This is a genomic window from Pseudomonas sp. NFX183 (assembly GCF_047943075.1).
Taxonomy (GTDB): domain Bacteria; phylum Pseudomonadota; class Gammaproteobacteria; order Pseudomonadales; family Pseudomonadaceae; genus Aquipseudomonas.
In genome coordinates this window covers 1,210,573-1,230,093 of record NZ_CP181333.1, presented here as the reverse complement: position 1 = coordinate 1,230,093, position 19,521 = coordinate 1,210,573, and the positions used below count along the sequence as shown (strand labels likewise).

Genomic DNA, 19,521 nt, shown 5'->3' with positions numbered 1-19,521 from the left:
TCTTGAAGACAACTCGGCCAACTGTGGGAGGGGGGCAAACCCCCTCCCACAGTTGATTATTGTTTGCCTGGGAAATCGGTGTGCAGCTTGTCCAGCAACGCATCCTTGTCTTCCCACAGCTGGTTGATCCAGCCCTGAAACGCCAACCGGTACTCCCCATCCTGCTCATAATTCTTGCCGATAAACCCGGCCGGAATCTGCACTTCTTCAAAGTGCACCACTACATCCTTCACATTCCCACACAGCAAGTCCCAGTACCCAGGGCGCCCGGCAGGGTAGTGAATAGTCACGTTGACCAGTGACTTCAATTGCTCGCCCATGGCGTCCAGCACAAACGCAATGCCGCCGGCTTTAGGTTTGAGCAAATAGCGAAATGGGGATTTTTGCTGCGCATGCTTGCCCGGCGTAAAGCGTGTGCCTTCAGCAAAGTTGAAAATGCCCACCGGGTTGTCACGAAACTTCGCACAGGTCTTGCGGGTGGTTTCCAGGTCTTTGCCTTTCTTTTCCGGGTGTTTTTCGAGGTAAGCCTTGGTGTAGCGCTTCATGAACGGAAAGCCCAGCGCCCACCACGCCAGGCCAATCACCGGCACCCAGATCAGCTCCTGCTTGAGGAAGAACTTCAGCGGGCGAATCCGTCGATTGAGCACGTACTGCAGCACCATGATGTCCACCCAGCTCTGGTGGTTACTGGTCACCAGGTACGAGTGCTCGTAGTCCAGCCCTTCAAGGCCGGTCAGGTGCCAGCGCGTGCGCCGTACCAGGTTCATCCAGCCCTTGTTATTGGTGACCCAGGCTTCGTGGGTGTGGTTCATCAGCCATTCGCTGAAGCGCTTGGCAAATGGCAGCGCCTTGAACAGCGCGACGATAAACAGAAACGAGCACAACACAATCGTGTTCAGCGCCAACAACAAGGACGCGATCACCCCGCGCACGGCGGCAGGTAGAAAATCCAGCATTTAAATATCCATAGGTCGGTTGGCGGCTTGAATCGCAGTCAGGGCGATGGTGTACACGATGTCGTCGACCTGAGCGCCGCGCGGCAGGTCGTTCACCGGTTTGCGCAGGCCTTGCAGCATCGGCCCCAGGCTTACGCAATCGGCGCTGCGTTGCACGGCCTTGTGCGTGGTGTTGCCGGTATTGAGGTCTGGGAACACAAACACCGTGGCTTTGCCGGCGACCAGGCTGTTGGGCGCCAGTTGCCGGGCCACGGTTTCGTTGGCGGCGGCGTCGTATTGCAACGGCCCGTCGATCAGCAGTGAACTTTGCTGTTCATGGGCGAGCAGGGTTGCTTCGCGGACTTTTTCCACTTCCTCGCCACTGGCCGAATCGCCGCTGGAATAGCTGATCATCGCCACGCGCGGGGTGATGCCGAACGCGGCGGCCGAGTCGGCGCTTTGCAGGGCGATTTCTGCCAGTTCCGCCGCGCTCGGGTGCGGGTTCATCACACAGTCGCCGTAGACCAGCACCTGCTCCGGGAACAGCATGAAGAACACTGACGACACCAGGGTGCAGCCCGGCGCCGTTTTAATCAGCTGCAGGGCAGGGCGGATGGTGTTGGCGGTGGAGTGGATGACGCCGGAGACCAGGCCATCCACTTCATCCAGCGCGAGCATCATGGTGGCGATCACCACGGTGTCTTCCAGTTGCTGCTCGGCCATCGGTGCGTTGAGGCTCTTGCTCTTGCGCAGCGCGACCATCGGTTCGACATAACGCTGGCGAATCAGGTCCGGGTCGAGAATCTCCAGGCCTTCGGGCAGCTCGATGCCGTGGGCGCGGGCCACCGCTTCCACATCCGCCGGTTTGGCCAGCAACACGCAACGGGCAATGCCGCGCGCCTGGCAGATGGCGGCAGCTTGCACGGTCAACGGCTCGCTGCCTTCGGGCAACACGATGCGTTTGTTGGCGGCCTGGGCGCGCTGGATCAACTGGTAGCGGAACACGGCCGGCGACAGGCGCATCTCCCGTGGCGTGCCGCAACGCTGGTGCAGCCAGCGCGCGTCGAGGTGGCTGGCGACGAAATCGGTGATGATTTCTGCGCGCTCGCGGTCATCAATCGGAATTTCTTTGTTGAGACTGTTGAGTTGGTTGGCGGTGTCGTAGGAACCGGTGCTCACCGACAACACCGGCAGCCCGGCCTGGAACGCGCCCCGGCACAGATCCATGATGCGCGGGTCGGGCAGGGTGTCGCTGGTCAGCAGCAGGCCGGCCAGCGGCACGCCGTTGATCGCGGCCAGGCTGACGGCGAGGATGATGTCGTCGCGATCGCCAGGGGTAACCACCAGCACGCCGGGCTTGAGCAGCTCCACAGTGTTACGCATGGTGCGCGCGCAGATGATGATTTTGGTCATGCGCCGGGTTTCGTAGTCGCCGGCGTTAAGGATCTGTGCACCCATCAGGTCGGCCACGTCGCGGGTGCGCGGCGCGTTGAGTTCGGGCTGGTACGGGATGCAGCCAAGCAGGCGGAAGTCACCGCTGCGCAACAGTGGCGAATGTTCTTTGAGGCGCGCCGAGAACGCTTCCATGCTTTCGTCGGTGCGCACTTTGTTGAGAATCACGCCCAGCACTTTCGGGTCTTTGGGGCCGCCGAACAGTTGCGCCTGCAGTTCCACGCGGCCAGAGAGCTCGGTGAGCACTTCGTTTTCCGGCGCCGAGACCAGGATCACTTCCGCATCCAGGCTCTTGGCCAGGTGCAGATTGACCCGCGCCGCATAGCTGGCGCTGCGGGTTGGCACCATGCCTTCGACGATCAGCACGTCCTTGCCCACGGCGGCTTGCTGGTAAAGGGTGATGATTTCTTCCAGCAGCTCGTCCAGCTGGCCGTCGCCGAGCATGCGCTCTACATGGGCCAGGCCCAAAGGCTGGGGCGGTTTCAGGCCGTGGGTGCGGGCCACCAGCTCGGTGGAGCGCTCGGGGCCGGTGTCGCCCGGGTGCGGCTGGGCAATGGGTTTGAAGAAACCGACTTTCAGCCCGGCCCGTTCAAGGGTACGCACCAGCCCAAGGCTGATGGAGGTCAGACCCACACCAAAATCGGTGGGCGCGATAAAAAAAGTCTGCATGCGAATTCTCTGGAGGTGCATGGCTTCGGTGGCGCTCTATGGTTGAGCGCCTACCGGGAATCAGACGCCAAGGTTATCGTTATTCGAGCGCTTGCGCACACCAGCCACACGCAAAGGGTTGGCCTATTTTTTCAAGGCGTTGCGCGGGGTCCAGTACCCAGGCGCGCGACTGCCATGGCGGTTGGTGGCGCAGGTGCTGGGTGTGGCCGCAGGACAGCTCGGCGACCCAGTGCCGGTCGTCATCCTGGTGGAATCCGAGGATGAAGGATGCCGTTGATCGGTCCCGTCTGTCCGGGTTGTGTTCGCTTTCGGGCAAATCCTTGTTTAGACTTGTCCGTTCTTCATTCTTATGCAAAAGGTCTCGCCCCATGACGATCGCCGCTAACAAGGCTGTCTCCATCGACTATACCCTGACCAACGACGCTGGTGAGGTCATCGACAGCTCCGCCGGCGGCGCGCCGCTGGTCTACCTGCAAGGCGCAGGTAACATCATCCCGGGCCTAGAAAAGGCTCTGGAAGGCAAGAACGTCGGTGACGAACTGACCGTCGCCGTAGAACCTGAAGACGCTTACGGCGAATACTCCGCCGAACTGGTCAGCACCTTGAGCCGCAGCATGTTCGAAGGCGTTGACGAGCTGGAAGTGGGCATGCAGTTCCACGCTTCCGCGCCGGACGGCCAAATGCAGATCGTCACCATCCGCGATCTGGACGGCGATGACGTGACCGTTGACGGTAACCACCCTCTGGCTGGCCAGCGCCTGAACTTCCAAGTGAAGATCGTTGCCATCCGCGACGCTTCCCAGGAAGAAGTGGCCCACGGCCACGTTCACGGTGAAGGCGGTCATCACCATTGATTGTGGTTTGATCAATAGGTAGCAAAAACGCCCCGACTGGTTCGGGGCGTTTTTTTGTGCCTTGAAAATGTACCCCAGTCCAAATGTGGGAGCGGGCTTGCCCGCGATAGCGGTGTATCAGCCAAGTATTCGGTGACTGACACGCTGTAATCGCGGGCAAGCCCGCTCCCACATTGAACTGCGCACGCCCTATATGCGGCACAAACAAAAATGCCCCGCACCTTTCGGTGCGGGGCATTTCTTAACTGTTACGCGGCCTGGGCTACGTTGCAGTTTTTACCACTTAGGCTGCTGCAGCGACGTTCAGAGCCTTGATGTGGCCATTCAGGCGGCTCTTATGACGAGCGGCCTTGTTCTTGTGGATGATGCCTTTATCGGCCATACGGTCGATAACTGGCACGGCCAGAACGTAAGCAGCTTGGGCTTTTTCAGCGTCTTTGGTGTCGATGGCTTTAACTACATTCTTGATGTAGGTACGAACCATGGAACGCAGGCTGGCGTTGTGGCTGCGACGCTTCTCAGCCTGTTTTGCACGTTTTTTGGCGGAAGGTGTGTTGGCCACCGTCGAGCTCCTCGAAAGACTTTTTAGGAAATAGCAAACAAAATAGGCCGCGAATCATGCCGATGACTTGATGGGTTGTCAAGGGCGGCTGATGCGAACTGCTGAGTGGTCGATCTGAAGAGGCGGGTGATTTATTTCCGGCGCTTGACCTGTAAACTCGCGAGCTTTGGCTCTGTGCTGTTGCAGGCGCGCAGTATCGCATAAGTGGGCGCTTTGTTCGCCTGCTCTTTATCTATAGGCGCAAACTCTTTCAATGAATCTGCTCAAATCGTTGGCTGCCGTCAGCTCTATCACGATGATCTCCCGGGTTTTGGGGTTCGTGCGCGACACCCTGCTGGCGCGCATTTTTGGCGCCAGCATGGCCACGGATGCGTTCTTTATTGCCTTTAAACTGCCCAACCTGCTGCGACGGATCTTTGCCGAGGGGGCATTTTCCCAGGCGTTCGTGCCAATTCTGGCCGAGTACAAAAACCAGCAGGGCGAAGAAGCCACCCGCACCTTTATCGCGTACGTTTCGGGCCTGCTGACGCTGGTGCTGATGCTAGTCACCATCGCCGGCATGCTCGCCGCGCCTTGGGTGATCTGGGCCACGGCGCCGGGTTTTGCCAATACCCCGGAAAAATTCGCGCTGACCACTGATCTGCTGCGCGTGACCTTTCCTTATATATTGCTGATTTCCCTGTCGTCCCTGGCTGGGGCGATCCTCAACACCTGGAACCGCTTCTCGGTGCCGGCTTTCGTGCCGACGCTGCTGAACGTCAGCATGATTATTTTTGCGCTGTTCCTCACGCCGTACTTCGATCCGCCGGTGATGGCCCTGGGTTGGGCGGTGCTGGCGGGTGGCCTGGCGCAACTGCTGTACCAGCTGCCGCACCTGAAAAAGATCGGCATGCTCGTGCTGCCGCGCCTGAACCTCAAAGACACCGGCGTCTGGCGCGTGATGCGCAATATGTTGCCGGCGATCCTCGGGGTCTCTGTCAGCCAGATTTCGCTGATCATCAACACCGCGTTTGCCTCGCTGCTGGTTTCAGGCTCAGTGTCCTGGATGTACTACGCCGACCGTCTGATGGAGCTGCCGTCCGGCGTGCTCGGCGTGGCCCTGGGCACCATTTTGCTGCCAACCTTGTCGCGCACCTATGCGAGCAAGGACCGCCAGGAGTATTCGCGGATCCTCGATTGGGGCCTGCGCCTGTGCTTTATGTTGGTACTGCCGTGTTCTCTGGCCTTGGGCATCCTGGCCGAACCGCTGACCGTGTCGCTGTTTCAATACGGCCAATTCAGCGCGTTTGACGCCTCGATGACCCAGCGTGCGCTGGTCGCCTACTCCGTCGGGCTGCTCGGCATTATTGTGATCAAGGTGCTGGCGCCGGGGTTCTACGCCCAGCAAAACATCCGCACACCGGTCAAGATCGCAATCTTCACCCTGATCGTCACTCAACTGCTTAACCTGGTGTTCATCGGTCCGCTGGCTCACGCCGGCCTGGCCCTGGCCATCAGCGCTGGTGCCTGCATCAATGCCGGCCTGTTGTTTTACCAACTGCGTAAACAACAGATGTATCAGCCGCAGCCGGGCTGGGGCATGTTCGCCCTCAAGCTGCTCGTGGCGGTGGCGACCATGTCGGCCGTATTGCTGGGCCTGATGCACTTTATGCCCGCCTGGGACCAAGGCCATATGCTGGAGCGCTTCATGCGCCTGGGCATTTTGGTGGTTGCCGGCGTGGTGGTGTACTTCGGGATGTTGCTGCTGCAAGGCTTTCGTCTGCGTGATTTCAATCGCAAGTCCCTGGGATAGAGAGTTTGCCGCGATAAAACGATGGTTTTATCGATTCGATCCATTTGGCCTGCGCTGTTGCCTGTCGTCCGGGGCCGGGTGTGGTTATAATCGACCACTTTATGAGCAAGAAGCGCGTTATGCAGCTGGTTCGAGGTCTCCACAACCTGCGCCCCGAGCATCGGGGCTGCGTCGCCACTATTGGCAACTTTGACGGTGTTCACCGTGGCCACCAGGCTATCCTGGGCCGGCTGCGTGAACGTGCGGTCGAGTTGGGCGTGCCCAGCTGCGTGGTGATTTTTGAGCCGCAGCCACGGGAATTCTTTACCCCTGAAACGGCGCCGGCACGGTTGGCTCGTTTGCGCGACAAGCTGCAGCTGCTGGCCGAAGAGGGCGTGGACCGTGTTCTTTGCCTGGCCTTCAACCAGCGTCTGCAAAGCCTCAGCGCCGCGGAGTTCGTCGACCGTATTCTGGTAGATGGCCTGGGCGTACAGCACCTGGAGGTCGGCGACGACTTCCGTTTCGGTTGCGACCGCGTCGGGGATTTCGACTTCCTGCAACACGCCGGTGTGAATCAAGGTTTTACCGTCGAAGCCGCGCAAACCGTCGAACTGGACGGCCTGCGTGTGAGCAGTACCCAGGTGCGTAACGCCCTGGCCGCTGCCGACTTCGCCTTGGCCGAGCGTTTGCTCGGTCGCCCGTTCCGCATTGCCGGGCGGGTACTGCACGGCCAGAAGCTGGCGCGCCAACTGGGCACGCCAACCGCCAACGTGCAACTCAAGCGCCGTCGTGTGCCACTCACCGGGGTTTACCTGGTGAGCGTCGACATCGACGGCCAATCGTGGCCGGGAGTCGCCAACATAGGCGTCAGGCCCACGGTTGCAGGTGATGGCAAGGCCCACCTGGAAGTTCACCTTTTGGATTTTGCCGGTGATTTGTATGACCGGCGTTTGACGGTGGTTTTCCACCAGAAGCTGCGTGAAGAGCAGCGTTTCGCCTCGCTTGAGGCGTTGAAAACGGCGATCAATGCGGATGTCGCCGCCGCCCGTGCACTAGCCGCACCTAGCGCCCATCGCTAACCGAAGAGCCTTAAATGACCGACTATAAAGCCACGCTAAACCTTCCGGACACCGCCTTCCCAATGAAGGCCGGCCTGCCACAGCGCGAACCGCAGATCCTGCAGCGCTGGGACAGTATTGGCCTGTACGGAAAGTTGCGCGAAATTGGCAAGGATCGTCCGAAATTCGTCCTGCACGACGGCCCTCCTTATGCCAACGGCACGATTCACATCGGTCATGCGCTGAACAAAATTCTCAAGGACATGATCCTGCGCTCTAAAACCCTGTCGGGTTTCGACGCACCTTATGTTCCGGGCTGGGACTGCCACGGCCTGCCGATCGAGCACAAAGTCGAAGTGACTTACGGCAAGAACCTGGGCGCGGATAAAACCCGCGAACTGTGCCGTGCCTACGCCACCGAGCAGATCGAAGGGCAGAAGTCCGAATTCATCCGCCTGGGCGTGTTGGGCGAGTGGGACAACCCGTACAAAACCATGAACTTCAAGAACGAGGCCGGGGAAATCCGTGCCTTGGCTGAAATCGTCAAAGGCGGTTTCGTGTTCAAGGGCCTCAAGCCTGTGAACTGGTGCTTCGACTGCGGTTCGGCCCTGGCCGAGGCGGAAGTCGAGTACGAAGACAAGAAGTCCTCGACCATCGACGTGGCCTTCCCGATCGCCGACGACGCCAAGCTGGCCGAGGCCTTTGGCCTGGCAAGCCTGAGCAAACCGGCTGCCATCGTGATCTGGACCACCACCCCGTGGACCATTCCGGCCAACCAGGCGCTCAACGTGCACCCGGAATTCACCTACGCCCTGGTGGACGTCGATGATCGCCTGCTGGTGCTCGCTGAAGAAATGGTCGAAGCCTGCCTGGCGCGTTACGAGCTGCAAGGTTCGGTGATCGCCACGACGACCGGTACCGCGCTGGAACTGATCAACTTCCGCCACCCGTTCTATGACCGTCTGTCGCCGGTGTACCTGGCTGACTACGTTGAGCTGGGTTCGGGCACGGGTGTGGTTCACTCCGCACCGGCCTACGGCGTTGACGACTTTGTGACCTGCAAAGCCTACGGCATGGTCAACGACGACATCCTCAACCCGGTGCAAAGCAATGGCGTGTACGCGCCGTCGCTGGAGTTCTTCGGCGGCCAGTTCATCTTCAAGGCTAACGAGCCAATCATCGATAAGCTGCGTGAAGTCGGTTCGCTGCTGCACACCGAAACCATCAAGCACAGCTACATGCACTGCTGGCGCCACAAGACCCCGTTGATCTACCGCGCCACCGCGCAGTGGTTTATCGGCATGGACAAAGAGCCGACCAGCGGCGACACCCTGCGTGTGCGCTCGCTCAAAGCCATCGAAGACACCAAGTTCGTCCCGGCCTGGGGCCAGGCGCGCCTGCACTCGATGATCGCCAACCGCCCGGACTGGTGCATCTCCCGTCAGCGTAACTGGGGCGTGCCGATCCCGTTCTTCCTGAACAAGGAAAGCGGCGAGCTGCACCCGCGCACCGTCGAACTGATGGAAGAAGTCGCCCTGCGTGTTGAGCAGGAAGGCATCGAAGCCTGGTTCAAACTGGACGCCGCCGAGCTGCTGGGCGACGAAGCGCCGCTGTACGACAAGATCAGCGACACCCTCGACGTGTGGTTCGACTCCGGCACCACTCACTGGCACGTGCTGCGCGGTTCGCACCCGATGGGCCACGAAACCGGCCCGCGTGCCGACCTGTACCTGGAAGGTTCGGACCAACACCGTGGCTGGTTCCATTCCTCCTTGCTGACCGGCTGCGCCATCGACAACCACGCGCCATACCGCGAACTGCTGACCCACGGTTTTACCGTCGACGAGACGGGCCGCAAGATGTCCAAGTCGCTGAAAAACGTGATCGAGCCGAAAAAGATCAATGAAACCTTGGGCGCCGACATCATGCGTCTGTGGGTAGCGTCGACCGATTATTCGGGCGAAATCGCCGTGTCGGACCAGATCCTGGCCCGTAGCGCTGATGCCTACCGCCGTATCCGTAATACCGCACGCTTCCTGCTGTCGAACCTGACCGGTTTCAACCCGGCCACCGACCTGCTGCCGGCCGAGGACATGCTCGCCCTCGACCGTTGGGCCGTGGACCGTACCCTGTTGCTGCAGCGCGAGTTGCAGGAACACTACGGCGAATACCGCTTCTGGAACGTGTACTCCAAGATCCACAACTTCTGCGTGCAGGAGCTGGGTGGTTTCTACCTCGACATCATCAAGGACCGCCAGTACACCACCGGCGCCAACAGCAAGGCACGCCGTTCGGCGCAGACCGCGCTGTACCACATCTCTGAAGCGCTGGTGCGCTGGATCGCGCCGATCCTGGCCTTCACCGCCGACGAGCTGTGGGAATACCTGCCGGGCGAGCGTAACGAATCGGTGATGCTCAACACTTGGTACGAAGGCCTGACCGAACTGCCGGCCGACTTCGAACTGGGCCGCGAATACTGGGAAGGCGTAATGGCCGTCAAAGTGGCGGTGAACAAGGAGCTGGAAGTGCAGCGTGCGGCCAAGGCCGTCGGTGGCAACCTGCAAGCCGAAGTCACTCTGTTTGCCGAGGAAGGCCTGAGCGCCGACCTGGCCAAGCTGAGCAACGAACTGCGCTTCGTGCTGATCACCTCGACTGCCAGCCTGGCACCGTTTGCTCAGGCACCCGCGGACGCGGTGGCTACCGAAGTGCCGGGCCTCAAGCTTCAAGTGGTCAAGTCGGCCTTCCCTAAGTGCGCCCGTTGCTGGCACTGCCGTGAAGACGTTGGCGTGAACCCTGAGCATCCGGAAATCTGCGGTCGTTGCGTCGACAACATCAGCGGTGCTGGCGAGGTTCGCCACTATGCCTAATACCAGCCGTTTCGGACGTCTGGGCTGGCTCGTACTGAGCGTGCTGGTGCTGGTCATTGACCAGCTCAGCAAGGCTCACTTCGAAGGCGCCTTGCAGATGTACCAGCAGATCGTGGTCATCCCTGACTACTTCAGCTGGACCCTGGCCTACAACACCGGCGCTGCCTTCAGCTTCCTCGCTGACAGCTCCGGCTGGCAGCGCTGGCTGTTCGCGTTGATCGCGGTCGTGGTCAGTGCAGTCCTGGTGGTCTGGCTTAAGCGCCTGGGTCGCGATGATACCTGGCTGGCTATCGCCCTGGCCCTGGTGCTGGGCGGCGCGCTGGGCAACCTGTACGACCGCATTGCCCTGGGCCATGTGATCGACTTTATCCTGGTGCATTGGCAGAACCGCTGGTACTTCCCGGCGTTCAACTTTGCCGACAGCGCCATCACCGTCGGTGCAATCATGCTGGCGTTGGACATGTTTAAAAGCAAGAAAACCGGAGAGACCGTCAATGACTGATCAGGTATTGGCTGAGCAACGCATCGGCCAGAACACGGAAGTCACTTTGCATTTCGCACTGCGCCTGGAGAACGGCGACACGGTCGACAGCACGTTCGACAAAGCCCCGGCGACCTTCAAGGTCGGCGACGGCAACCTGCTGCCGGGTTTTGAAGCGGCGCTGTTCGGTTTCAAGGCCGGCGACAAGCGTACCCTGCAGATCCTGCCGGAAAACGCCTTTGGCCAGCCCAACCCGCAAAACGTGCAGATCATCCCGCGTTCGCAGTTCCAGGACATGGACCTGTCGGAAGGCCTGTTGGTGATCTTTAATGATGCGGCGAATACCGAGCTGCCTGGTGTGGTGAAAACCTTCGATGACGCGCAAGTGACCATCGACTTCAACCACCCGTTGGCCGGTAAAACCTTGACGTTTGACGTTGAAATCATCGACGTTAAAGCGCTCTGATCAACGACGCTGGCTCCTGTGGGGGCTGGTTTATGTGGGAGCTGGCTTGCCTGCGATAGCATCACCTCGGTGTACCTGATACACCCAGTCGTCTGCATCGCGGGCAACCCCGGCGCCCACAGGGGCTCACTCCTGTAGAGTTGAGTTGATCCAATTTCTTGCCCTGCAAGACACGAGGCACAGCATGCAAATCAAACTCGCCAACCCCCGTGGCTTCTGCGCCGGTGTGGACCGGGCGATCGAAATCGTCAATCGCGCCCTGGAAGTCTTCGGACCGCCGATTTACGTGCGTCATGAAGTCGTCCACAACAAATTTGTGGTTGAAGACCTGCGCGCCCGCGGTGCCATCTTCGTCGAAGAGCTCGATCAGGTGCCGGACGACGTTATCGTCATCTTCAGCGCGCACGGTGTTTCCCAGGCCGTGCGTACCGAGGCTGCCGGTCGCGGCCTCAAGGTATTCGATGCCACCTGCCCTCTGGTGACCAAGGTGCACATCGAAGTCGCGCGCTACAGCCGTGATGGCCGTGAATGCATCCTGATCGGCCATGCCGGCCACCCGGAAGTCGAAGGCACCATGGGCCAGTACGACGCCAGCAATGGCGGTGCCATTTACCTGGTGGAAGACGAAAAAGACGTTGCCAACTTGCAGGTGCAAAACCCCGAGCGGCTGGCCTTTGTCACGCAGACCACCTTGTCGATGGACGATACCAGCCGTGTAATCGATGCCTTGCGCACGCGATTCCCGGCCATTGGTGGCCCGCGCAAAGACGACATCTGCTATGCCACACAAAACCGTCAAGACGCGGTCAAGCAACTGGCCGATGAGTGCGATGTCGTGTTGGTGGTCGGCAGCCCCAACAGCTCCAACTCCAACCGCTTGCGCGAACTGGCCGAGCGCATGGCCACGCCGGCCTACCTGATTGACGGCGCTGAAGACATGCAGCGCAGCTGGTTCGACGGTGTCGAGCGTATCGGCATTACGGCGGGCGCGTCGGCGCCGGAAGTGCTGGTGCGCGGTGTGATCCAGCAACTGCAGGCATGGGGTGCCACCGGTGCCGATGAATTGGCTGGCCGTGAAGAGAACATCACGTTCTCCATGCCCAAGGAGCTGCGGGTTCGCTCGCTGCTCTGAGTGCCAAGGTGCCGGAGTCATTCCGGCATAACGCCTGCTCGGTGGTTTCACTGCGCAGGCTGATGCGCCCGCTGGGGGCAAGTACCACCTGAAACAGGCTTTGCGCCTGATCCGCGTCGCATACGTGCACAGTGCCCGCGCGGAACCCTCCCGCTGAAAAGATCGGCTCGCCCAATCCGCTGAAGCGTACCTCGCTCTTCACGGGCCCATTGCCTACGATCGGTACCTGCCCGCTGTCCTGTCGTTCCAGCAGCACCGGATTGTTCTCGTCCAGGTGGCCGCGTCCGCTTTCGTCCAGTATCACTCGCCATCCCTGGCTCCAGTTTTCATCCCGCGCGTGAATGACCACCGCACGATTGCGCGCAATGGCCTCGGTGCGCGCATAGCGCATGCCGCTGGCCAAAGCCTGCGCAGCTGTTTGTCGTTGCTGTGACTCGAGCAAGCCTTTGAAACCGGGTACTGCGAGATTTGCCAGGATGCCGCTTAGCAACAGGGTCAGCAGAAGCTCGACCAGGGTGAATCCGCGTTGCTTCATGTGTCGTCCCTCCATGGACGGGTTCACTGTTTCAGGTGACAGGCATAGGTATAGCCGCCAGTTCCTGGCGTGGAGTGATGGCCTTTATGTCCAAAGTATTTCCCTTTGTTCCGGCAGCAGCGCCAGCCGAAAACCGACGCTAGTCTTGGGCCGCACAGCAGGTTTTTCCTGCTTTTCTCCGGCCTTCGACAGGGATGACGACGGTGATGCTTGTTTGTCCGAACCTAAAATTTGCCTGCGTCTTACCCCGCCACCAATCCGGCATGACGCTGATCGAGGTGCTGGTGGCCGTGCTGATTCTTGCGGTCGGGTTGCTGGGCGCGGCGGTGATCCAGCTCAACGCACTCAAATACACCGACAGCTCAAGGATGATCAGCCAGGCCAGTTTCATTGCCTACGACATGCTCGACCGGGTTCGCGCCAACTCGAGCGTCGACTATTCATGGAGCCGAACCGAAGGCGCGCCGCTCGGTACGGCCAGCGCCAGCGTGCGTGACCTGGACCTGCACGACTTCGAAGCAAATATCGTCGGGTTTGCCGGAGCGAGTGCAAAAGGCTCCGTCGTGGTCAGTGGCGGCGAGGTGACCGTCAGTATCAGTTGGGACGACGCCAGGGGCGCGAACCGCAGCGGCGCACGGGAAACCTTCACCCTCGCCAGTCGCATTGCCAGCGAGCCTGGGGTGGCGAAATGAATCGCTTTGCACGGGGATTCAGCCTGGTGGAGCTGTTGCTGGCGCTGTCTGTCGGGTTGTTGCTGATCCTCGGGGTCAGCCAAGTCGTCATCAGCGTTCGAGCCACCCACGCCAGCCAGCAGGCAGCCATGTTGCTGCAGGATGATGCGCGGTTTGTGCTGAGCAAGATGATTCAGGACATTCGCCAGGCGGGTGTGTTTGGCTGCCTGGCGACGGCCTCTATCGATAATGCGCCGGCGGCCTTTGATCGACCGGTCGGCTGGAGCACCTCGGGCAGCTCGAGGTCACTCACGTTAGTCACTGCGGATGCAAGTAGAGAGGGTGGCAGGCCAGACTGGACGGTACTTTCCGACTGCATGACCACGGCCCAGGCCTATGCGGGCAACTCGCCGACGCCCGCGCCTGGCCAGAGCCGGTTTGCGATACGCCAGCTCACCTACACCTTTGAAGCGGGCCAGCTGAAGGTCAGTACACCGGCTGCGCCGGCCAAGGCGGTTCTGGTGGATAACGTACAGGCGTTCGACCTCAGTTTCGGTGTGGCAGCCAAGCCCGGCTCGGCTCGCGTTGCGCGCTATGACCCCACCCCGGCCGACGAATCACTGATACGCAGCGTGCGTATCCGAATGACGCTGCGAGACCCGACGGGGCGCGTTCAGGATCAGGCCTACAGCGTCGTGGCAGCGCTGCGCAACCGGTTGGAGTAGAGCGATCATGCGCAACTTTGACGGCTTCCATCCACGGCAGACGGGCATGGTCCTCTTAATCAGCCTGGTGTTTTTGCTGGTGTTGTCACTGATTGGCCTGGCCTCGATGCAAGGGGCCGTGTCCCAGCAAAGGATTGCCAGCGGCGTCTGGCATCGCAATCAATCATTTCAAAGTGCCGAAAGCGGCCTGAGGTTTGGGGAATCAATGGTCCGTCGCGCGGGGGCGGTGTTGCCGTTATGCCAGTCGATAAGCGCCTGCGCACCGCCACCGGAGTCGTTTTCTGTGGTTGGCGCCGGGCAGCGTTCTGTTTCAGCGGTCAGTTGGGTTGCCTTCAAGGGCGGTCTGTACGGCATTCAAGCGCTGGGGCAGGGCACAGGGCTGACGGGTTTACCTCTGCACACATCTGCCAGGTTATACCGCGTGACGGCGGTGGGCTTCAGTGGCCAATCGCGCACCGTTCTGGAGACGGTCTATGCGCAGGTCAACGAAGCAGCAGGGGCGAGATTTCGTCGGATTTTATGGCGGCAACTTCAATAAGGAGCGTATCAATGGGCAAGGATTGCCAGGGTTTTACCTTGATCGAGTTATTGATCGCTGTCGCGATCATCGCGTTTCTGGCCGGGATCGCTTACCCGGCGTATACCGGGCATGTAAAAAAGGCCTATCGCGCAGAAATCGTTGCGTTGTTGTCCGAGCAAGTCCATTACCTGGAGCGCTTTTACACGCGCAACGGCACTTTTATTGATGCAAGCGGCGTCAGTGCGGGCAATGAACGCTATAGAATCGGCGCTGCACTGAACCCTCAGGACTTCACCCTGGTGGCCACGCCTGCCGTCGGCTCAGTCATGGCAGGCGACCCTTGCGCTGAATTCAGCCTGAGCAGCTCCGGCGTGCGCAGCAACCCGGGCGCGGCACCTGGAATGTCGCGCAAGGCGTGCTGGGGGCAATGATGAGAGTGCTGGATGAGTGGGCGCCCGGTGCGCTTTTCCCTTTTTATCGGCTGGATCAAATGATGGCTAAGCAACAGCAAGTGGTGATTGTCGGTGGCGGAGTAATCGGGTTGTTGACGGCGTACAACCTGGCCACCCAAGGGCAGGCCGTCATACTGCTGGAGCGCTCCGGGCTTGGCCAGGAGTCCTCCTGGGCCGGCGGCGGGATCGTGTCGCCGCTGTATCCGTGGCGCTATAGCCCGGCGGTCACCGCGCTGGCGCATTGGTCCCAGGATTTTTATCCGCAATTGGCCGAACGTCTGTTCGCGGCCACGGGGGTTGATCCAGAGGTTCATACCACGGGCCTTTACTGGCTGGACCTGGAAGACGAGGCCCAGGCGTTGGCCTGGGCTGCCCGCGAGGGACGGCCGCTGAGCAAAGTGGATGTGTCGGCTGCGCACGATGCCGTGCCGGTACTGGGCGGCGGGTATTCCCAGGCGATCTACATGGCGGACGTGGCCAATGTGCGCAACCCGCGCCTGGTCAAATCCCTCAAGGCGGCGCTGTTGGCGCTGCCTGGTGTGACCCTTCATGAGCAGTGCGAAGTACAGGGTTTTGTACTTGAAGGCGAAGACGTAGTGGGCGTGAATACCGCTGCGGGACCGATTCTTGGCGACCAGATAGTGTTGGCTGCGGGTGCCTGGAGCGGTGAGTTACTTGGCAAGTTGGGCTTGGCGCTGCCGGTGGAACCGGTCAAAGGCCAAATGATTTTGTACAAATGCGCCTCGGATTTCCTCTCGAGCATGGTCCTGGCCAAGGGGCGTTATGCGATCCCACGGCGTGATGGGCACATTCTGATCGGCAGCACGCTTGAACACGAAGGGTTCGACAAGACCCCGACCGACTCGGCGCTGGAAAGCCTCAAGGCTTCGGCTGTGGAGTTGATTCCTGCCTTGGCGGACGCCGAGGTCGTGGGGCATTGGGCCGGTTTGCGGCCCGGCTCACCGGAAGGTATCCCTTATATCGGTGAAGTCCCGGGCTTCAAAGGGTTGTGGCTCAATTGCGGGCATTACCGCAATGGCTTGGTGCTTGCGCCGGCATCCTGCCAGTTGTTTGCCGACTTGTTGCTGGGGCGTACGCCGATCATTGAACCGGCGCCTTATGCGCCCGCAGGTCGAATCAACGCTGGATAGACTTCGGCCCCTGTTCCAGGTGTGCCTGAGTGCAATACCACTCCTGGCGTGAACTCAGCGCGCGATCCTGCGGCAAGTGCACGCCGCAGTGGGCGCAGCGCACCATCAGGGCTGCGTCAGGCTCGCTGGCGCGTTGCTGCCGGGCGGCTGGGCTTTTGAATTTGCGCCAGAACCATACCGCGGCAGCAATGACGGCAATCCAGAACAGTAGACGAAGCATGATGGGCAGTTTCTCGACAAGGAATGCGCCAGTTTAGCCAAGGTCGTGGCAGGCGCACAGTGCAATAACGCCGGGCAATAAAAAAGGAGCCTCGAAAGGCTCCTTCTTGATGACGCTGAGTGCAATCAGTCGAATACGCCGAACGTCATGTAGCTGAACCACGAACGATCTTCGTTGTTGCCAAGGGCCTGCGGCTCTTGCTCTTCGATCACATCGCCATTCTCGTCATGCGGCTTGAGCTCCGACGGAATTGCTTCCTTGGCGTCCTGGAACTGTTTGATCACGTCCTGGTTGGCGCGGGTTTCGCCCGGCGGCAAGGGTGGACGGGAACTGATCAGGCCCAGGGTGTACTTGCTCAGCCACGAACGGTTGTCTGTTTCGGCAACCCGAGGCACAAACTGGCCGTCTTTCAAGCTTGGCGAGTCTGGGTAGTTGAGCTTCAGGGTTTCCAGGCTGGTGGCTGCCAATGCATCCAGGTGCAACGCCTGGTAAGCCTCGGTCATCACCGCCAGGCCGTCACCCACGGAAGGGGTTTCCTGGAAGTTCTCCACTACATAGCGCCCACGGTTGGCGGCAGCCACGTATGCCTGACGGGTCAGGTAGTAGTCAGCCACGTGAATCTCGTAGGAAGCCAGCAGGTTGCGCAGGTAGATCATGCGCTGCTTGGCGTCCGGCGCGTAGCGGCTGTTGGGGTAGCGGCTGGTCAGCTGGGCGAACTCGTTGTAGGAGTCGCGGGCAGCGCCGGGGTCACGCTTGGTCATGTCCAGCGGCAGGAAGCGCGCCAGCAGGCCCACGTCCTGGTCGAACGAGGTCAGGCCCTTCATGTAGTAGGCGTAGTCCACGTTCGGATGCTGCGGGTGCAGGCGGATAAAACGCTCGGCGGCGGACTTGGCAGCTTCCGGCTCGGCGTTCTTGTAGTTGGCGTAGATCAGCTCGAGCTGTGCCTGGTCGGCGTAGCGCCCGAACGGATAGCGTGACTCCAGGGCCTTCAGCTTGGCTGTGGCACTGGTGTAGCTATTATTGTCCAAGTCTTTTTGAGCTAATTGATACAGCTCGACTTCGCTCAGGTTTTCGTCGACGACTTCCTTTGTTGACGAGCAAGCAGCAGTCATGGCGAGGATGGCGATCAGCAGCAGGTGTTTCACTTGCATGGCGGCTTGCGTCCCTATGACGGCCGCTGTCTTGGGCGGGGCCGTCCTGTTATGATGAGCGCCCCGTTGAAAGCCTCGGGGCAAAAGACGCCGTATTTAACCACAAGCGCGCAGCCGAAACCAAAGGCTGTGCCACGCCTAGTCTGAGCATGTCCGATAAAATTGAACTTCGCGCAGAGGTGCCGTCCGAATTGGGCGGCCAACGCCTCGATCAAGTCGCCGCACAATTATTCGCTGAGCACTCGCGCTCGCGCCTTTCCGCCTGGATCAAAGACGGCCGCCTGACTGTGGATGGAGCGGTTATCCGCCCGCGAGACATAGTCCATGGCGGTGCGATTCTTGAGCTGACTGCCGAGCAGGAAGCCCAGGGAGAATGGGTCGCCCAGGACATCGAGCTGGACATCGTCTATGAAGACGACGACATCCTGGTCATCAATAAACCCGCAGGCCTGGTGGTTCACCCGGCCGCCGGGCACGCTGATGGCACCTTGCTCAATGCCTTGCTGCACCACGTGCCGGACATCATCAATGTCCCGCGCTGCGGCATCGTGCACCGCCTGGACAAGGACACCACCGGCTTGATGGTGGTGGCCAAGACCATCCAGGCCCAGACGCAACTGGTCACACAGTTGCAGAGCCGTAGCGTCAGCCGCATCTACGAGTGCATCGTGATCGGCGTGGTGGTGGCGGGTGGCAAGATCAACGCCCCTATCGGTCGCCACGGCCAGCAGCGTCAGCGTATGGCGGTGATGGAAGGCGGCAAGCAGGCCGTCAGCCACTACCGTGTGCTGGAGCGTTTCCGGTCCCACACTCACGTGCGGGTCAAGCTGGAAACCGGCCGTACGCACCAGATCCGCGTGCACATGGCGCACATTAACTTCCCGTTGGTCGGAGATCCGGCCTACGGCGGTCGCTTCCGTATTCCGCCGGCGGCGAGTCAGACCATGGTTGAATCGCTGAAATCCTTCCCGCGTCAGGCGCTGCATGCACGTTTCCTGGAGCTGGATCATCCGACGAGCGGTAAGCGAATGAGCTGGGAATCGCCTCTTCCAGACGATCTGGTCTGGTTGTTGTCGCTGCTCAAGCAGGATCGCGAGGCGTTTATCGGATGAATGACTGGCTGATTCCTGACTGGCCTGCGCCGGCTCAGGTTAAAGCCTGCGTCACCACCCGTGCGGGCGGCGTCAGTCTGGCGCCGTTCGACAGCCTCAACCTGGGCGATCATGTTGAGGACAGCCTTGAAGCCGTCCTTGAAAATCGCCGTCGCCTGACCGATACCTTTGATATTCAGCCTGCGTGGCTGCGCCAAGTTCACGGGGTGACCGTGGTCGAGGCTGACCCCTCGCGTATCGCCGAAGCCGATGGCAGCTGGACCAGCACGCCTGGTATCGCCTGCACATCCATGACTGCCGATTGCCTGCCCGCGTTGTTCTGCAACCGCGCCGGTACTCGCGTGGCGGCCGCCCATGCCGGTTGGCGTGGGCTGGCAGCGGGTGTGCTCGAAGCGGCTTTCGAAAGCCTGGGCTGCGAACCTGCCGATGTATTGGTCTGGCTGGGCCCTGCCATTGGCCCGCAAGCCTTTGAAGTCGGCCCGGAGGTGCGTGAAGCCTTCATGCAGCAGCTGCCCACGACCGCTGAAGCCTTCGTGCCAAGCCACAATCCCGGCAAGTACATGGCCGACATCTACCAGTTGGCGCGCCTGCGGCTCGCCGCACGTGGAATCACCGCTGTCTATGGTGGCGGTTATTGCACCGTGACTGACCCGCGCTTCTTTTCTTACCGTCGCAGCCCTCGCACGGGTCGATTTGCCTCCCTTATCTGGCTTGAGCGCTAGACTCACTTGACTTGG

Annotated in this window: 21 protein-coding genes; 14 read left to right on the top strand and 7 right to left on the bottom strand. The window is 60.6% G+C overall.

Annotated elements, in window-relative coordinates; all coding sequences use genetic code 11:
• Positions 1-56: 56 nt before the first annotated feature.
• The 3 genes from ACM530_RS05865 to ACM530_RS05855 all read right to left on the bottom strand — a co-directional run bounded on the left by ACM530_RS05865 (position 57) and on the right by ACM530_RS05855 (position 3,426).
• Positions 57-956 carry an acyltransferase gene (locus ACM530_RS05865; protein ID WP_369302559.1) on the bottom strand — a complete coding sequence of 300 codons (900 nt, stop codon included), beginning with the start codon at positions 954-956 and terminating at the stop codon, positions 57-59.
• Entirely contained in the window at positions 957-3,056 is a 2,100-nt protein-coding gene (gene pta / locus ACM530_RS05860) for a phosphate acetyltransferase (RefSeq protein ID WP_106578583.1), read from the bottom strand.
• 79 nt (positions 3,057-3,135) lie between these two features.
• The gene (locus ACM530_RS05855) at positions 3,136-3,426 is read right to left on the bottom strand and encodes a DUF3565 domain-containing protein (protein WP_242195076.1); all 291 of its coding nucleotides are present in this window, start codon (positions 3,424-3,426) and stop codon (positions 3,136-3,138) included.
• Between ACM530_RS05855 and ACM530_RS05850 the strand changes: the two genes are divergently transcribed.
• On the top strand, positions 3,425-3,910 hold the full coding sequence (locus tag ACM530_RS05850; RefSeq protein ID WP_003188398.1) for an FKBP-type peptidyl-prolyl cis-trans isomerase: 486 nt from the start codon (positions 3,425-3,427) through the stop codon (positions 3,908-3,910). The genes ACM530_RS05855 and ACM530_RS05850 overlap by 2 nt on opposite strands.
• Before the next feature lie 283 nt (positions 3,911-4,193).
• On the opposite strand, the gene rpsT is transcribed toward ACM530_RS05850, so the two are convergent.
• Positions 4,194-4,472 (bottom strand): 30S ribosomal protein S20, encoded by a 279-nt coding sequence (gene rpsT, locus ACM530_RS05845; protein ID WP_003171647.1) that lies wholly within the window; start codon positions 4,470-4,472, stop codon positions 4,194-4,196.
• A 253-nt stretch (positions 4,473-4,725) separates the two neighbouring features.
• Here rpsT and murJ point away from each other — a divergent pair, with 253 nt between their 5' ends.
• The 6 genes from murJ to ispH all read left to right on the top strand — a co-directional run bounded on the left by murJ (position 4,726) and on the right by ispH (position 12,247).
• Positions 4,726-6,264, top strand: coding sequence for a murein biosynthesis integral membrane protein MurJ (gene murJ / locus ACM530_RS05840; RefSeq protein WP_145165592.1), 1,539 nt, complete (start codon positions 4,726-4,728; stop codon positions 6,262-6,264).
• 119 nt (positions 6,265-6,383) lie between these two features.
• Positions 6,384-7,322 carry a bifunctional riboflavin kinase/FAD synthetase gene (gene ribF / locus ACM530_RS05835; protein WP_064450635.1) on the top strand — a complete coding sequence of 313 codons (939 nt, stop codon included), beginning with the start codon at positions 6,384-6,386 and terminating at the stop codon, positions 7,320-7,322.
• A 14-nt stretch (positions 7,323-7,336) separates the two neighbouring features.
• Entirely contained in the window at positions 7,337-10,168 is a 2,832-nt protein-coding gene (gene ileS, locus ACM530_RS05830) for an isoleucine--tRNA ligase (RefSeq protein ID WP_416364412.1), read from the top strand.
• Complete coding sequence (gene lspA / locus ACM530_RS05825; RefSeq protein ID WP_106578588.1) at positions 10,161-10,670, top strand: signal peptidase II; 510 nt, start codon at positions 10,161-10,163, stop codon at positions 10,668-10,670. Before ileS ends, lspA begins: the two co-directional genes overlap by 8 nt.
• A gap of 7 nt (positions 10,671-10,677) precedes the next feature.
• Positions 10,678-11,115 (top strand): FKBP-type peptidyl-prolyl cis-trans isomerase, encoded by a 438-nt coding sequence (gene fkpB, locus ACM530_RS05820; protein ID WP_010213263.1) that lies wholly within the window; start codon positions 10,678-10,680, stop codon positions 11,113-11,115.
• A gap of 184 nt (positions 11,116-11,299) precedes the next feature.
• Positions 11,300-12,247: a 4-hydroxy-3-methylbut-2-enyl diphosphate reductase gene (ispH, locus tag ACM530_RS05815; protein WP_083360219.1), complete on the top strand. Its 948-nt coding sequence runs from the start codon at positions 11,300-11,302 to the stop codon at positions 12,245-12,247.
• Here ispH and ACM530_RS05810 read toward each other — a convergent pair.
• The gene (locus ACM530_RS05810; protein WP_416364411.1) at positions 12,201-12,782 is read right to left on the bottom strand and encodes a GspH/FimT family pseudopilin; all 582 of its coding nucleotides are present in this window, start codon (positions 12,780-12,782) and stop codon (positions 12,201-12,203) included. The genes ispH and ACM530_RS05810 overlap by 47 nt on opposite strands.
• 206 nt (positions 12,783-12,988) lie before the next feature.
• On the opposite strand from ACM530_RS05810, the gene pilV reads away from it, so the two are divergent.
• From pilV to thiO, 5 genes are all read left to right on the top strand, one after another.
• Positions 12,989-13,474 (top strand): type IV pilus modification protein PilV, encoded by a 486-nt coding sequence (gene pilV, locus ACM530_RS05805; protein WP_416365078.1) that lies wholly within the window; start codon positions 12,989-12,991, stop codon positions 13,472-13,474.
• On the top strand, positions 13,471-14,178 hold the full coding sequence (locus ACM530_RS05800; RefSeq protein ID WP_416364410.1) for a PilW family protein: 708 nt from the start codon (positions 13,471-13,473) through the stop codon (positions 14,176-14,178). Before pilV ends, ACM530_RS05800 begins: the two co-directional genes overlap by 4 nt.
• Before the next feature lie 7 nt (positions 14,179-14,185).
• A complete protein-coding gene (locus ACM530_RS05795; RefSeq protein ID WP_416364409.1) occupies positions 14,186-14,716 on the top strand; it encodes a PilX N-terminal domain-containing pilus assembly protein in 531 nt (176 codons plus the stop codon).
• 11 nt (positions 14,717-14,727) lie between these two features.
• A complete protein-coding gene (locus ACM530_RS05790) occupies positions 14,728-15,129 on the top strand; it encodes a type IV pilin protein (protein WP_242194796.1) in 402 nt (133 codons plus the stop codon).
• A gap of 62 nt (positions 15,130-15,191) precedes the next feature.
• Complete coding sequence (gene thiO, locus ACM530_RS05785; protein WP_416364408.1) at positions 15,192-16,301, top strand: glycine oxidase ThiO; 1,110 nt, start codon at positions 15,192-15,194, stop codon at positions 16,299-16,301.
• Here the strand turns inward: thiO and ACM530_RS05780 are convergent.
• Both ACM530_RS05780 and ACM530_RS05775 read right to left on the bottom strand, forming a co-directional pair.
• Positions 16,288-16,521, bottom strand: a complete 234-nt coding sequence (locus tag ACM530_RS05780) for a PP0621 family protein (protein ID WP_092240641.1) — start codon at positions 16,519-16,521, stop codon at positions 16,288-16,290. The genes thiO and ACM530_RS05780 overlap by 14 nt on opposite strands.
• Before the next feature lie 125 nt (positions 16,522-16,646).
• Positions 16,647-17,672, bottom strand: coding sequence for an outer membrane protein assembly factor BamD (locus ACM530_RS05775; protein WP_106578596.1), 1,026 nt, complete (start codon positions 17,670-17,672; stop codon positions 16,647-16,649).
• 149 nt (positions 17,673-17,821) lie between these two features.
• On the opposite strand from ACM530_RS05775, the gene rluD reads away from it, so the two are divergent.
• Together rluD and pgeF are read left to right on the top strand one after the other, a co-directional pair.
• Entirely contained in the window at positions 17,822-18,784 is a 963-nt protein-coding gene (gene rluD, locus ACM530_RS05770) for a 23S rRNA pseudouridine(1911/1915/1917) synthase RluD (protein ID WP_005784662.1), read from the top strand.
• Positions 18,781-19,506 carry a peptidoglycan editing factor PgeF gene (pgeF, locus tag ACM530_RS05765; protein WP_369302567.1) on the top strand — a complete coding sequence of 242 codons (726 nt, stop codon included), beginning with the start codon at positions 18,781-18,783 and terminating at the stop codon, positions 19,504-19,506. The genes rluD and pgeF overlap by 4 nt, the downstream gene beginning before the upstream one ends.
• Positions 19,507-19,521 lie beyond the last annotated feature (15 nt).